Annotated in this window: 15 protein-coding genes; 10 read left to right on the forward strand and 5 right to left on the reverse strand. The window is 60.5% G+C overall.

Going from position 1 to position 14,612, the window contains the following annotated elements:
- The first annotated feature begins 40 nt into the window (after nucleotides 1-40).
- The gene (locus EB809_RS03825) at nucleotides 41-565 is read left to right on the forward strand and encodes a DUF2062 domain-containing protein (RefSeq protein ID WP_123633484.1); all 525 of its coding nucleotides are present in this window, start codon (nucleotides 41-43) and stop codon (nucleotides 563-565) included.
- Nucleotides 566-618: 53 nt separating this feature from the next.
- On the opposite strand, the gene EB809_RS03830 is transcribed toward EB809_RS03825, so the two are convergent.
- Both EB809_RS03830 and EB809_RS03835 read right to left on the reverse strand, forming a co-directional pair.
- Nucleotides 619-1,338 carry an ABC transporter ATP-binding protein gene (locus EB809_RS03830; RefSeq protein WP_123633485.1) on the reverse strand — a complete coding sequence of 240 codons (720 nt, stop codon included), beginning with the start codon at nucleotides 1,336-1,338 and terminating at the stop codon, nucleotides 619-621.
- A complete protein-coding gene (locus EB809_RS03835) occupies nucleotides 1,331-2,572 on the reverse strand; it encodes a lipoprotein-releasing ABC transporter permease subunit (RefSeq protein WP_123633486.1) in 1,242 nt (413 codons plus the stop codon). Before EB809_RS03835 ends, EB809_RS03830 begins: the two co-directional genes overlap by 8 nt.
- A gap of 199 nt (nucleotides 2,573-2,771) precedes the next feature.
- Between EB809_RS03835 and EB809_RS03840 the strand changes: the two genes are divergently transcribed.
- The 9 genes from EB809_RS03840 to infA all read left to right on the forward strand — a co-directional run bounded on the left by EB809_RS03840 (nucleotide 2,772) and on the right by infA (nucleotide 10,133).
- The gene (locus EB809_RS03840; RefSeq protein ID WP_123633487.1) at nucleotides 2,772-3,344 is read left to right on the forward strand and encodes a PilZ domain-containing protein; all 573 of its coding nucleotides are present in this window, start codon (nucleotides 2,772-2,774) and stop codon (nucleotides 3,342-3,344) included.
- Nucleotides 3,345-3,605: 261 nt separating this feature from the next.
- A complete protein-coding gene (locus EB809_RS03845) occupies nucleotides 3,606-3,941 on the forward strand; it encodes a hypothetical protein (protein WP_223807802.1) in 336 nt (111 codons plus the stop codon).
- A 180-nt stretch (nucleotides 3,942-4,121) separates the two neighbouring features.
- Entirely contained in the window at nucleotides 4,122-5,120 is a 999-nt protein-coding gene (locus EB809_RS03850; RefSeq protein ID WP_263316972.1) for an agmatine deiminase family protein, read from the forward strand.
- Entirely contained in the window at nucleotides 5,117-6,031 is a 915-nt protein-coding gene (locus EB809_RS03855; RefSeq protein WP_123633488.1) for a carbon-nitrogen hydrolase, read from the forward strand. The genes EB809_RS03850 and EB809_RS03855 overlap by 4 nt, the downstream gene beginning before the upstream one ends.
- Before the next feature lie 8 nt (nucleotides 6,032-6,039).
- Entirely contained in the window at nucleotides 6,040-6,951 is a 912-nt protein-coding gene (locus EB809_RS03860) for an AAA family ATPase (RefSeq protein WP_123633489.1), read from the forward strand.
- 214 nt (nucleotides 6,952-7,165) lie between these two features.
- Nucleotides 7,166-8,122: a thioredoxin-disulfide reductase gene (gene trxB, locus EB809_RS03865; RefSeq protein ID WP_123633490.1), complete on the forward strand. Its 957-nt coding sequence runs from the start codon at nucleotides 7,166-7,168 to the stop codon at nucleotides 8,120-8,122.
- 140 nt (nucleotides 8,123-8,262) lie between these two features.
- Complete coding sequence (gene aat, locus EB809_RS03870) at nucleotides 8,263-8,976, forward strand: leucyl/phenylalanyl-tRNA--protein transferase (RefSeq protein WP_123633491.1); 714 nt, start codon at nucleotides 8,263-8,265, stop codon at nucleotides 8,974-8,976.
- An 11-nt stretch (nucleotides 8,977-8,987) separates the two neighbouring features.
- A complete protein-coding gene (locus EB809_RS03875) occupies nucleotides 8,988-9,704 on the forward strand; it encodes an arginyltransferase (RefSeq protein ID WP_123633492.1) in 717 nt (238 codons plus the stop codon).
- 210 nt (nucleotides 9,705-9,914) lie between these two features.
- Nucleotides 9,915-10,133, forward strand: a complete 219-nt coding sequence (gene infA / locus EB809_RS03880; RefSeq protein ID WP_123633493.1) for a translation initiation factor IF-1 — start codon at nucleotides 9,915-9,917, stop codon at nucleotides 10,131-10,133.
- 95 nt (nucleotides 10,134-10,228) lie between these two features.
- Here infA and EB809_RS03885 read toward each other — a convergent pair whose 3' ends face one another.
- The 3 genes from EB809_RS03885 to clpS form a co-directional block, all read right to left on the reverse strand.
- On the reverse strand, nucleotides 10,229-11,263 hold the full coding sequence (locus EB809_RS03885; protein ID WP_123633494.1) for a putative solute-binding protein: 1,035 nt from the start codon (nucleotides 11,261-11,263) through the stop codon (nucleotides 10,229-10,231).
- A gap of 205 nt (nucleotides 11,264-11,468) precedes the next feature.
- On the reverse strand, nucleotides 11,469-13,736 hold the full coding sequence (gene clpA, locus EB809_RS03890) for an ATP-dependent Clp protease ATP-binding subunit ClpA (protein WP_123633495.1): 2,268 nt from the start codon (nucleotides 13,734-13,736) through the stop codon (nucleotides 11,469-11,471).
- An 18-nt stretch (nucleotides 13,737-13,754) separates the two neighbouring features.
- Entirely contained in the window at nucleotides 13,755-14,117 is a 363-nt protein-coding gene (gene clpS / locus EB809_RS03895) for an ATP-dependent Clp protease adapter ClpS (protein ID WP_123633496.1), read from the reverse strand.
- Nucleotides 14,118-14,612 lie beyond the last annotated feature (495 nt).

Raw genomic sequence — 14,612 nt, forward strand, 5'->3', positions numbered from 1 at the left:
GCCTTGACGCCGAACAGGACGGACAACCAAGCGGAACGCTATGCCCAAAAGGTTCATCAAGCGTCACATGCCGACACCAGAGAAAATCAGGGAAATGAAGGCCCTGCATTTCCTCGGCGACGTCCTGCATGAACCCAACCTCTGGCATATCAACCGTCATGCGGTGTGTCGGGCGTTCCTTATTGGCGTTTTCTTCTGCTTTATACCGATGCCGTTCCAGATGGTCGCCGCCGGCTTTTTTGCGATCTGGTTCAATGCCAATCTGCCCGTTTCCGTCGCCCTGGTCTGGATCAGCAATCCGCTGACCATGCCGCCGATTTTCTACTTCAACTACAAGGTCGGCGCCTGGCTGTTGGGCCGACCAGTGCTGGATTTCGAATTTCACCTGTCCTGGCATTGGCTCAGCGAACAGCTGATCGATATTGGGGTGCCACTCTACTTCGGCTCAGTGGTCGTCGGTGTGATCGGCGCCTGCATCAGCTACCTGGTGATCCAGTTTCTCTGGCGCCGCAAGGTCCGCAGTGACTGGCGCAAGCGGCGGGTCTTGCGCCACCATTCTGCATAGTTGATGCGATGGGCAGAGCGGCGACATCCGCCGCCCTCTCTCCTTCAAGCCAATCAGCGATCCTCGAAGAGCTGACCTTCCTCCAGGTGCATCACCCGTCCCAGACGGCGCGCCATACCCATATCGTGAGTCACCACCACAAAGGCGGTACCCAGCTCGTCGCGCAACGATTCGATCAGTCCCTGCACCTCGCGCCCGGTGTGCTCATCGAGGTTGCCCGTCGGCTCGTCCATCAACACACACTCGGGTTCGTTCACCAGGGCGCGGGCGATCGCCACCCGCTGGCGCTCACCACCGGACAGCTCGCCCGGTTTGTGATTCAGGCGTTTGCCCAGGCGTACCTTGTCCAGAATCAGGCGCGACTTTTCCCTGGCCTCCGCCATCGACAGGCCGCCCAGAGCGCCGGGCATCATCACGTTTTCCAGTGCCGTGAATTCCGGCAGGAGATGATGGAACTGATAGACGAAACCCAGCTGCCGGTTGCGGAAGCGGGCACGTCCCTTTTCGTTCAGGCCGTGAATGTCCACGCCACAGATCTCGATGTGACCACTGGACGGCTTATCCAGGCCGCCGAGCAAATTAAGCAACGTCGTCTTGCCGGCCCCACTGCTGCCCACGATGGCCACGGTTTCGCCGGCGCCAACGGCCAGGGAGATATCGGAGAAAATCGTCAGTTCGGTCGGTCCCTGCTTGTATGTGCGAGTCAGGGAGCGACAATCGATGGTCAGCGGACGATCTTCCGTACGTTGAATGTTTTCAGCTGCTTCACTCATACCGCAAGGCCTCCGCCGGATCGACACGGGACGCACGCCATGCCGGATAAATTGTTGCCAGCAGCGCCATGGCCAGGCCGGCACCACTGATGATAAACACGTCTTCCCACTGCAGTTCCGACGGCAGGTAGCTGATGAAATACACGTCCGGGCTGAGGAACTGGTGTCCGGTGACATGTTCCAGCCAGGAAATCACGGCACTGACATTTTCTGCCCCGAGGATCCCCAGCAGCGTCCCCACCAGCACACCAATCACCCCAATGATGGCGCCCTGAACGATGAAGATCCGCATGATCCGCCCGGGGGTTGCGCCCATGGTGCGCAGGATGGCGATGTCGGCCGTCTTGTCGGTCACCACCATGACCAGCGTGGACACCACGTTGAACGCCGCCACCGCCACAATGAACATGAGCAGCAGGCCAATCATGGTCTTTTCCATGCGGATGGCCTGGAACAGATTGCCGTGGGTGCGGGTCCAGTCAGATACGTAGTAGCGGCCGCCCAACCCGCGGGCCACCCGCTCCGCCACGCTCGGCGCCTTGAACAGATCCTTCACCAGCAGCCGGACCCCCTGCGCCTTGCCATTGGTCCGCATCAGCTTGGCGGCATCGTCCATATGGATCAGCGTGTAGTTGGCGTCCAGCTCGGCGCCCACCTTGAAGATGCCCTTGACGGTAAAGCGCTTGAGCCGCGGCAATACCCCGGCCGGCGTTATCGAAGCCTCCGGCATCACCACCGTGACCTTGTCGCCCACCTGCACCCGCAGACTGGCCGCCAGCAGGCGCCCGATGATGATCCCGAACTCGCCGGACTTGAGATCGTCCAGCGAGCCCTGAACCATATGCTTGTCGATAATCGAAACGTCCCGCTCCTGGTCCGGCAGGATGCCATTGAGCAGGATACCGTGGACGTTACCCCGACCGGTCATCATGCCCTGCCCCTGAATGTAGGGCGCAGCAGCGATCACGTCCGGATCCCGTGTGGCCTGGCGATCGATGCGCTGCCAATCGTCTATCGTGCTCTGTCCCTGAATGGTGGCATGGGGCACCATACCCAGGATGCGCGTCTGCAGCTCCCGGTCGAACCCGTTCATGACAGACAGCACAATAATGAGCAGTGCCACACCCAGCATCAGGCCGAGCATCGACATCAACGAAATGAACGAAATAAAGTGGTTGCGTCGCTTGGCGGCGGTGTACCGCATGCCAATCGAGAAAGATAAGGGTTTGAACATGTAGAGGGCCTACCGCTTCCCTGAAGTCTGTGTCGCCGGCGACCACACAAGGCCCGCCGAGCTGTTAAACTTGAATGGTACCGGGCAATCACCCGCACCTTTTCCTTTCATGGTGTCGCAGGCGGTGGTCCGGAACGCCGGATACCGGCGAAAACCCAGAACAACACCAACCAGGACGAGGCGCTCAGCGAGGTTATCTATGGTTCCACCTCTTGATGAGGACCGGCGTGACTATTTCAGGATCCACGATCATGTCGGTCTCGAGATAAAGCGCCTGAATTCCGGGACCGACGGGGACCCGGGCCATCCTTTCGGCGACGACGTGCTTGAACCCCTGCACGACGAGCTGCGCCGTATCGACCTGGATATCCGCAATCAGCTCGCCGGACTGGCCGAAAAGGACCGCCTGTTGGCCAACCTGATGAAATCGTTTAATTCCAAGGTCGACACATTGGCGCGCATTATGGCCTTTGAGCAAAATCCGTTGCAACCGGAGCGCTGGTCCGAGGTAACCCTCAGCGAAGGGGGCGTCGCCTTTCCCAGTGACGATCCTCACTTTGCCGTGGGTGACCGCCTTGCAATTCGTCTCACCCTGCCACCGGAACTCTTCATGCCCCGGGGCGAGGGAACGATTGTCTCCTTCAGTGAAGACGACAACGGGCACCGCTGGGTGCATGCCGAATTCACCACGCTGGACGACGCCGATCGCCAGCAGATAGCCCGCCACGTCATGCGCTGGCAGATCCGCCAGCGCCAGCGCGATCAGGCGTAACGCCACCACGGGTCGTCACGCATTCCGAATGGCCACCAAAAAGTTTCTCTGGACCATAACCTGTAGTACTGTTGGACTGATAATAAATTTACGTAATTCAGGGAACTGCCGGCCATATCCGGACTGTCAATGAGGAACGACACGCCCCTTCGCCGTGATCACAATGCCCCTCAAGACAGACCCGATACCCATCAGTTCCCGGGCGTCCTGCGCGTGATGAGGGACGGCCTTTCATGCAGTAACCATAAGGTAACCCGACCCATGAACACCGTTACTTCCCGCACCCCATGGCACAAGCTGGCGAGCCGGACCCTGCTCAGCCTGGCGGCAGGCAGCCTGCTGATGACCGCATCCCTGACCGCCGGCGCCGAACAACTCAAGACGCCCGTCATGCAGCAGGGCTCCGATCGCGGCACGGCCAGCATGCCCCAGCATGGCCAATTGCAGGATCAGGTGCGCCAACGCTATGGGCAGCCCCAGTCCGTCAAGGGTCCAGTGGGTAACCCACCCATCACACAGTGGATTTATGACGACTTCATCGTCTATTTCGAATACAACCACGTCATCCATTCCGTCAGAAAGCCGGAGTCAAACTGAAGCCGTCTGTCAGTAGTATCCGAATCCGGATACGGTGCGCTGGCGTAAAGGTTCTTAGCCGTTAGAATAGCGACTTTTCAGGTGGCCCGACGCCGGGCTTCGCCCCGACCGGACAGAGTGAGTTGAATCTTGAGTATGTCCCGCCGCATGCCCGCCGAATGGGCACCCCAAAGTGCTGTCATGCTGACCTGGCCTCACGCCGGTACCGACTGGCAGGATCGACTGGACGTGGTTGAGCCGGTCTTCGAAGCCATCGCCAGAGCGGTGCTGCGCTTCGAACACCTGGTGCTGAGCTGCGAAGACCGCCCGACACTCGATCGCCTCACGGCGACACTGAACGACTGGGCTCGCGGACAGTCGCTGCCCGGCCGGGTCCTCAGCAGCGCCGCACCGGCCAACGACACCTGGGCCCGTGATCACGGGCCGATTGCGGTCACCAACGGCGACCTCAAGCTGCTGGACTTCCGCTTCAACGCCTGGGGCGACAAATTCGCCTGGGACAAGGACGACGCGCTCAACCGTGCGCTGTGTGAAGCCGGCCTGTTTGGTCACACGCCGCTGGAACCGGTGGACTTCGTCCTGGAGGGCGGCTCGATTGAATCCGACGGCGAGGGCACCCTGCTCACGACCAGCGAATGCCTGCTGTCGACCAGCCGCAACCCGGACTACGACCGCAGCCAGATCGAGGGCCGGTTGCGCGACACCCTCGGCGCCGACCGGGTTCTGTGGCTTAATCACGGCTACCTCGCCGGCGACGATACCGACAGCCATATCGACACGCTGGCCCGCTTCGTGGCAGCCGACCACATCGCCTACGTGCGCTGTGACGACAAGCAGGATGAACACCACGCCGCACTCACCGCGATGGAAGACGAACTCAAGCAGTTCCGCACGGCGGATGGCACCCCCTACACGCTGACCGCCCTGCCCTGGCCGCAGGCCTGTTATGGCGCTGAAGGCGAGCGGTTGCCGGCCACCTACGCCAACTTCCTGATTATCAACGGCGCCGTGCTGCTGCCGGTCTATGGCGTGCCGCAAGACGAAGAGGCCATCCGTGTGATGCAGGGCCTGTTTCCGGATCGGGAAGTCATTGCCATCGACTGCCAGCCCCTGATCCATCAGCATGGCAGTCTGCACTGCGTCACCATGCAACTGCCCGAAGGAATTGTCAGACCATGAGTGCACAACGCCCGTTAAAGGTCGCCGCCATCCAGCAGACCTGCAGCCCGGACAAAAACGTGAGCCTGGCCACTTCGGAAAAGCAGATACGCAAGGCCGCCGCCGATGGCGCTCGGTTGATTGTCCTGCAGGAACTGCACGCTACGCTCTATTTCTGCCAGAACGAGGACACGGATACCTTCAACCTGGCCGAACCCATCCCGGGCCCCACATCAGAGAGGCTGGCCGGGTTGGCCAAAGAGCTGGGCATCGTGCTGGTGGGCTCGATTTTCGAACGGCGCATGAATGGCGTCTACCACAACACGGCTGTGGTCTTCGACACGGACGGCAGTCTGGCCGGCCTTTACCGTAAGATGCACATACCCGATGACCCGGGGTTTTACGAGAAGTTCTACTTCACGCCCGGCGATGCCACGTTCAACAGCGGCCTGAGCGGCTTTACCCCGATCCAGACGTCCGTGGGCAAACTGGGCGTCCTCGTCTGCTGGGACCAGTGGTACCCGGAGGCAGCGCGACTGATGGCCCTGGCCGGCGCCGAAATCCTGATCTATCCCACCGCCATCGGCTGGGATGTGACCGATGAACCGGCCGAGCAACAACGACAGCTGGACGCCTGGGTAACCGTGCAACGCGGCCATGCTGTCGCCAATAACCTGCCGGTGATCGCACCCAACCGTGTCGGAACCGAGCCTCACCCCGAAGGCGTCGGCGATGGCATCCGCTTCTGGGGCAACAGCTTTATTTGCGGGCCGCAGGGTGAATTCCTCGCCCGGGCCAACGACACCGACGAAAGCATCCTGCACGCCACCATCGACCGCGACCGCAGCGAATCCATTCGCCGGATCTGGCCTTACCTGCGCGATCGCCGCATCGATGCCTATGGCGAGATCCTGCAACGCGTGCGGGACTGAGGCCGGTCATGAAGAAACTGATCGACGCCGCGGTTGAGCAGCTTAATGGCATCCTGCTGGGCAAGGATCACCAGGTCCGCCTGTCGGTGTGCTGCCTGCTTGCCCGCGGGCACCTGCTGATCGAGGACATTCCCGGCATGGGCAAGACAACCCTGTCCCACGCGATGGCCCGGGCGATGGACCTCAGCTACACCCGCATCCAGTTCACCAACGATCTGCTGCCCGCAGACGTGTTGGGCTTTTCCATGTACGACAAAGAGGCCGGCAGCCTCGTCTTCCATCCGGGGCCGATCTTTACGCAGGTGGTTCTTGCCGATGAGATCAACCGGGCATCACCGCGCACCCAGAGCGCCCTGCTGGAGGCCATGGAAGAACGCCAGGTCTCCATCGAGGGCGAGACGCGGCCACTGCCCGAACCGTTCTTCGTCATCGCGACCCAGAACCCCCTGGAACAGGGCGGCACGTTTCCGCTGCCGGAATCCCAGCTCGACCGTTTCCTGATGCGCATCGAGCTGGGCTATCCCGATCCCCGGGCCGAACGTGCGCTGCTGGAAGGGTCGGATCGCCGGCAACTGACCGGGCAGCTTCAGCCCATAATTGGCCACGACGACCTGCAGGTGCTGCAACAGGCGGTGGATCGGGTCAAAACCAGCGGGCCGCTGCTGGATTATGTCCAGCGCATCCTGCAACAGAGCCGGCAGATGCCGGGCGTACTCTATGGCCTGTCGCCACGCGCTGGCCTGGGCCTGATTCGCGCGTCCCGGGCCTGGGCATTAATGGACGGACGTCACCACGTCCTCCCGGACGACGTCCAGGCCGTCTTCCCCGCCGTGGCTCGCCACCGGCTGGAACAGGGCGACCCGGCGCAGAGCCGCCAGCGGGTGCGGCAACTGCTGGAGCAGGTGCCGGTTCTGGCTTGACGGCTTGAAATCCCCACCGAGGACGTCATATCAATCAAATCAGTGACGGCGGCACCATAGCCCGGTGCAATAATCCGGATTGGGGTAATCAATTCTGGCGAGCCTGGCTTTCATGCTATTCTCGCCACCATTTACTGAACGGGACCCGGCGGACGTGGCGGCAAGAGCGCCTCTCAACCGGCCCCGAGAGACATGTTTCAAGAGAGAAGGCATCATGAGCGACGTTAAGCACTCCCGACTGATCATCCTGGGCTCGGGCCCGGCAGGCTACACCGCCGCGGTCTATGCCGCTCGCGCCAACCTGAATCCGACCTTGATCACCGGTATCGAAGTGGGTGGCCAGCTCACCACCACCACAGACGTGGACAACTGGCCGGGCGATAACGACGGGGTCCAGGGTCCGGAGCTGATGCAGCGGATGCTGAAACACGCTGAGCGCTTCGAAACCAGCGTGGTGTACGACACCATCAACGAAGCCGACCTGAACCAACGCCCTTTCCGTCTCAAGGGCGACAGTGGCGAATACACCTGCGACGCCCTGATCATTGCGACGGGTGCCTCCGCCATGTACCTGGGCCTGGACTCCGAAGAGAAGTTCAAGGGACAGGGCGTCTCGGCCTGCGCCACCTGTGACGGATTCTTCTATCGCAAGCAGAAAGTGGCCGTCATCGGCGGTGGCAACACCGCGGTCGAGGAAGCACTTTACCTCTCCAACATTGCCGACGAAGTGACCCTGGTCCATCGTCGCGACAAGCTGCGCGCCGAGAAAATCCTGCAGGACAAGCTGTTCGAGAAAGAGAAGAACGGCAACGTTCGCATTGTCTGGGATCACACCCTTGATGAAGTTTTGGGCGATGCCACCGGCGTGACCGGTATGCGGATCCGGAACACCAAGACCGGTGACACCCAGGAGATGGAACTGGCAGGCGTGTTTATCGCCATCGGCCACAAGCCCAACACCGACCTGTTCCAGGGCCAGCTGGACATGGAAAACGGTTATCTGCGCATCCGCTCCGGCCTGGAAGGCATGGCCACGCAGACGAGCGTGCCTGGCGTGTTTGCCGCAGGTGATGTGGCGGATCACGTCTACCGCCAGGCGGTCACCTCCGCCGGCTTCGGCTGCATGGCAGCGCTCGACGCCGAGCGTTTCCTGGATCAACTGGGCGACTGATCCCGATGGGTGACGGGGCGTACCGACGAGGTGTGCCCCGCCCTTTCCCGAGCCTGCCGTTTTACCGTGTCGCCGCAACAAGGCCATGCTACGCTTGAATCAAGGCGCCACCGGCATCCTCTGGAGCAGCTGATCTCACGATGACTTCATTGCCCTGGCTTGATCCCGACGAACTCTGGTTTCCCGCCCCGGACGATGCGTTGGACGAACCGGATGGCCTGCTTGCCATCGGTGGCGACCTCGCCCCGGAGCGGCTGGAGCTGGCCTATCGCAACGGTATTTTCCCCTGGTTCAGCGACGAGCAACCCATCCTCTGGTGGTCTCCCAACCCGCGCTGCGTCCTGTTTCCGGATGAAGTGCACATCGCCCGGCGATTGCGGCGAACCCTGAACCAGCAACGCTACCGGATCACCATCGACCGCAATTTTTCCGGGGTCATACGCAGCTGCGCCGAAGTGAGGGATGAAGGTACCTGGATTACCGAAGAGATGGAGCTGGCCTACAAGCGCTTGTTCCGCCGGGGCCTGGCACACTCATTCGAAGCCTGGAACGATCATGGCGAACTGGTGGCCGGACTCTACGGCGTGGCCATGGGACGCTGCTTCTTCGGCGAATCCATGTTCACCCGCGAGACCGACGCGTCGAAGGTGGTGTTCGTCCATGTCGCCCGCCAACTCGAGCAATGGGGCTACGCCATGATGGACTGCCAGGTGGAAAACAGTCACTTGATCAGCCTCGGGGCACGGTGTATCCCGCGCTCCCGATTTTTATCTATACTGGGGGAAAACATCGATCAACCGCCCGGCCATCGCCAGTGGAATCTGGAATGGCACTGGGCCCGCAGCGATCGGTAGCAGGAGGTGTGATGAGCAGCCTCAAGACACTGGTATTCTTTGCAACGCCCCCCCATGACTGCAGCTACCTGGCTGACCGAGAGGCGACGACCATGTTCGTCGACCCCCGGGCGCGCGTCGACAAGCGCCTGTACAGTCAGCTGACAGCTCTCGGGTTCCGGCGTAGCGGCTCTCACTATTACCGGCCACATTGCGAAACCTGCAATGCCTGCATCCCGGTGCGCCTCAATGCAAAGGCATTCGAGCCCAACCGGTCCCAGCGCCGGGTGTGGAAACGCAACGAGGACATCACGTTCCGGCTGGCTCCGGCGCGCTTCCAGGAAAACTACTATCGGCTCTATGCACGCTACATAGAGCAACGACACTACGATGGCGACATGTACCCGCCGTCCCGGGAGCAGTTCACCTCCTTCCTCGTTGAAGGGGCCAACCAGAGCGAATTCCTGGAAATGTGGCGCGGTGAGGCCCTGATCGGTCTGGCCGTCGTGGATGCGCTCGACGACGGACTGTCGGCCATCTACACCCTGTTCGAGCCGCAGGAAGAGGACCGCAGCCTCGGCACCCTGGCCATTCTCTGGCAAGTGGAGGAGGCCCAACGCCGGCGCTTGCCTTTCCTGTATCTGGGGTACTGGATTCGCGAGTGCCGCAAGATGAATTACAAGGCTCGATTCAAACCGCTGGAAGCCCTGATTGGCGGCCACTGGCAAGAACTGATTGCCACCGGATAATCCTGCCGCCGGGCCATTCCGGCCAATCAAAGACGGGTCGACCCGTGGTCTTCCCGCAACAGGCGCGTGATCTTTGCCATACGTTCATAATTCAGGCAGAATTGCGCACATTTATTGCGAGGGGCGTCGGTGTACCCTTGATTTTTTCCGTCTCGACCCGACGTTACAGGCTCGTACCCAATACGCTAATGATCGTGAGGTTTCTACTGAATGGCAAAATCTGATGTCATTGAAATGGAAGGCGTCATCATTGACACCCTTCCCAACACCATGTTCCGTGTCGAGTTAACCAACGGCCACGTTGTGACCGCACACATTTCCGGCAAAATGCGGAAGAACTACATCCGCATCCTGACCGGTGACAAGGTCAAGGTTGAGCTGACTCCCTATGACCTGAGCAAGGGCCGCATCGTCTACCGCGCCCGCTAAGACGCTCCGACGCCGAACGCTACAGGCCGTTCGTGCGCCAATAAAAAACCCCGTATAAGCACGGGGTTTTTTATTTCTGATGGCCAGGGTTCCTCTCACTCCCTGTCCGGCGATGAGCACTCCTGTCCACCGGGATTGGTGTAGCAGCGCACCTTCCGCAGGATCGTCATCATATCGTCGTCGTAGACCTGCGCCGCCAGCTGCCCCAGCTCGCTCTGGTTATTATCCAGATCAATCCTGACCTCGCGCAGCATCTCCTGGTAGCCTTGCCTGGCCGCCGCGGGGATCTCCACCCAGCGCTCCCGGGGGACCGTGTCCTCGTATTGCCGGATCATCCGCATCGCCTCACTGTATAAGCGGGACACCGCCTTGCGAGAATGGGCGATGAACTCATCGTCAAATGTGCCCGTTTTCGCCACCAGCTGAACGGTCACCTGGCCGACCGGAAAGCGGACGATGCCGCCGGTCTCGCCCATTCCCCGAAACATTTCCAGGACCTCGTAAGCCGCCGCCGGCGCATAAGCCATATCCACCTCACCGCGATTGAACAGACGTGCGAAGTTACTGATTTTGGCACGAACCGGCTGCGCACCGACGTACTCCACCATATGGCGGGCGTCGTAGTGGCCCTCGAACACGGCGATCCGTTTTCCCCGCAGAGCTTCCACCGTATCGATCGACCGATCGTTGACGAACAGGTAGGCGGCGCCCATCGGCGCGACGCCCAACACGGTGTGATCGCCCTGCTCCATTTTGTCGGCCACCCGCCGGCTGGAGAGAATGTGCAGCAACACCTGCAGGTCTTCATAGCGCGGCACCGCGCCAATGGCACTGATGGAGCCGGTAAAGCGGTTGTAATGGCGGACGCCCATGTCCGTAACGGCAATCAGGTCGCAACGACCGGCGTCGAAATCCGCCCTGACCCTATCCTCATCGGTGTAGGGCGTCATGGTCAGATCCTCCCCATACTTCAGCGCCTTGCGGCGATAGTTCTTGAGAAGGTTGTAGACGTAGCCACTGGCACCGGCCACATCGAAGACACAGAATCGCTTGCTGTCCCGGGCCTGCGCTGTCGTCGGCAGCGAGGCGGCTATCGCCAGGCCGGCCAGGATAAGAAACAGCCGTTTCATGGATGACTCCCATTTCTCATTATTATCGGGAGCCATATCGCCACAATCCTGACTGGAGAGCCATGTCCGATGGCGCCGTTCTCGGGTGTGATGGGGACAAAGGATCAGGTTGGCATCAAAAGCCGCCTCATCATTCGCGATTGAAGCCGCAGGCAGGCATAAAAAAACCCGCTTCCGGGGAAGCGGGTTTTCAGGGCTGGGAGACCTAGACGGCTTCGGCCGGCTCGTTCTCGTACTCGAACACCAGCTCGTCGTCCTTGAGGTGAACGTGTACCTCACCGCCACTCTCGGCGAGAGCCCCGAACAGGATCTGCTCGGCCAGCGGCCGCTTGATCTTGTCCTGGATCAGGCGTGACATCGGGCGAGCGCCCATGGTCACATCGTAGCCCTTCTCGGCGAGCCAGAGTTTGGCTTCATCGTCCACATGCAGCACAACCCGCTTCTCGTCCAGCTGGGCCTGCAGCTCCGTGAGGAACTTGTCGACCACGTGGGTGATCGTATCGCGCTGCAGGTCGGCGAACTGGATGATGCCGTCCAGGCGGTTGCGGAATTCCGGTGTGAAGGTCTTGGTAATCACCTCCATACCGTCCGTGCTGTGATCCTGCTCGCTGAAGCCAATGGACCGACGGGTCATGGTTTCCGCGCCCGCGTTGGTGGTCATCACCAGGATGACATGACGGAAGTCCGCCTTGCGGCCGTTGTTATCGGTCAGCGTGCCGTGGTCCATCACCTGCAGCAGCAGGTTGAATACTTCCGGGTGCGCCTTCTCGATCTCATCCAGCAGGAGCACACAGTGCGGCTGTTTGTTGACCGCTTCGGTCAGCAGGCCGCCCTGATCAAACCCGACGTAGCCCGGAGGCGCGCCGATCAGACGGGAGACCGTATGACGCTCCATGTACTCGGACATGTCGAAGCGCACCAGCTCGATACCCAGGATCTTGGCCAGTTGCCGGGTCACCTCGGTCTTGCCCACACCGGTCGGACCAGCAAACAGGAAGGCCCCTTCGGGCTTCTCCGGTGCCTTCAGGCCGGCACGGGCCAGCTTGATCGCCGTGGACAGACTCTCGATCGCACGATCCTGACCGAACACCACCATCTTGAGGTCCCGCTCCAGATTGCGCAGCAGGTCCTTGTCGCTGGTGGACACGTTCTTCGGCGGAATGCGCGCAATAGTAGCCACCACATCCTCGATGGAGGACACGCCAATGACCTTGCGGCGCTTGTTGGCCGGCAGCAGGCGCTGGCGGGCACCGGCTTCGTCGATCACATCGATCGCCTTGTCCGGCAAGTGCCGGTCGGTGATATACCGGTCCGCCAGTTCTGCGGCAACCCGCAGGGCCTTGTCGGTGTACTTGAGATCGTGGTGCTTCTCGAAGTGTGTCTTCAGGCCGCGCAGGATCTGGTAAGTATCGTCCACACTTGGCTCATTGACGTCGATTTTCTGGAAACGACGGGCCAGTGCACTGTCCTTTTCGAAAATGCCGCGGAACTCGGAGAAGGTGGTGGAACCGATACAGCGGATCTCGCCGGAGCTCAGCAGTGGCTTGAGCAGGTTGGACGCATCCATTACGCCACCAGAGGCCGAACCCGCACCGATGATGGTGTGGATCTCATCAATAAACAGGATCGCGTGATCCTCTTTCTTGAGCTCCGCCAGCAGCCCCTTGAAGCGCTTCTCGAAGTCGCCCCGGTACTTGGTGCCGGCCAGCAGCGCGCCCAGATCGAGCGAATAGACCACCGCGTCAGAAATGACATCCGGCACCTGCCCGTCGACGATGCGCTTGGCCAGACCTTCCGCAATGGCGGTCTTGCCGACGCCGGCCTCGCCCACCAGAAGCGGATTGTTCTTGCGGCGACGCACAAGAATCTGCACGACACGCTCGACCTCGTGCTCGCGGCCGATCAGCGGGTCGATACGGCCCATCCGGGCCTGCTCATTCAGGTTCGTGGCGTAGCTTTCCAGCGGTTTGGAAGAGCTGCCGTCCTCGCCCACTTCTTCTTGGGCGTGATCGCTGCCTTCCTGATCTTCGCTGCCCTGCACGCGGGAAATGCCGTGAGAAACGTAGTTGACCACATCAATACGGGCAATGTTCTGTTTTTTCAGAACATACACCGCCTGACTCTCCTGCTCGCTGAAGATCGCGACCAGGACGTTGGCTCCGGTCACTTCCTTCTTGCCGGAGGACTGGACATGGAAGACGGCCCGCTGCAACACACGCTGGAAGCCCAGTGTCGGCTGGGTCTCGCGCTCACTGTCGTTGTGGGGAATCAGGGGCGTGGTTGAATCCACGAACTCCAGGAGCTCCTCCTGGAGCCGCTGAAGATCTGCGCCACATGCCTTCAGGACACCCACCGCCGAGTCATTGTCCAGCAGAGCCAACAGCAGGTGCTCTACGGTCATGAACTCATGACGCTTGTCCCGGGCATTCTTGAACGCAGTATTCAGCGTGATTTCGAGATCTTTACTAAGCATGGGCCACCCCAAGGTCTATCAGTCCGCACGTTCAATCTCGCAAAGCAGCGGGTGTTCGCACTCCGAAGAATACTGATTCACCTGCGCTGCCTTGGTTTCCGCGATGTCACGGGTGTATACCCCACATACGGCTTTTCCCTGCGTATGGACGAGCAGCATCACCTGCGTCGCCTTTTCTTCGTTCATGGCGAAGAACTTCATCAGGACATCAACGACAAAGTCCATCGGTGTGTAATCGTCGTTGAGAAGCACCACTCGATATCGCGCCGGGCGTTTGAGGGCGGGCTTCTCAGGGGAAACCAGCAGACCGTCATCATGATCCGGGTCCTGATCACTGTCCCCCTGATTCAATATTAGTAGAGAATTTTCGATGTTCCGCATGGTTCTTTACCGGATTTTAGATACTCGGGACTTTGCCGAGTTCCTCTCCTTCACTCAAAGTGGATGCCGACCCGCGGGTTTTCAAGATGCTCCGGCCATTCAGCCAGGTCTTTTGGAGTATCCCGCATGGAATTTGCAGTTTCCCGCATGAAATGGGGAGCGATACGCCCGGTATCGCCGCCGCAGGAAATACAGTACCGGATTCGGTGACTGACGGATATGCGGGCCTTCGGGTGATGATTTCAACCCGGCCGCCTCTTTCCATTCGGCCACCGGCGCACTGCGCGTCGCCGCTGCGCCCTTCCGATGACGCAAAAACGCCCCGGGTGCTCACCAGACGATCCATAGTAACGCCTCGGCAGCCCGGTCAACCAGCACTTTGCCTATTGACTCTGTGCGAATATTGGTCAACAGTAGAATTGCCATTGTAAAATTATGTAAAGCCAGGATCGACGCCTGGTCTGGAGCCGTTACCAGGACTGTATTGTTCTGGAT

The organism is Marinobacter sp. R17 (assembly GCF_003789045.1).
Lineage (GTDB): Bacteria > Pseudomonadota > Gammaproteobacteria > Pseudomonadales > Oleiphilaceae > Marinobacter_A > Marinobacter_A mangrovi.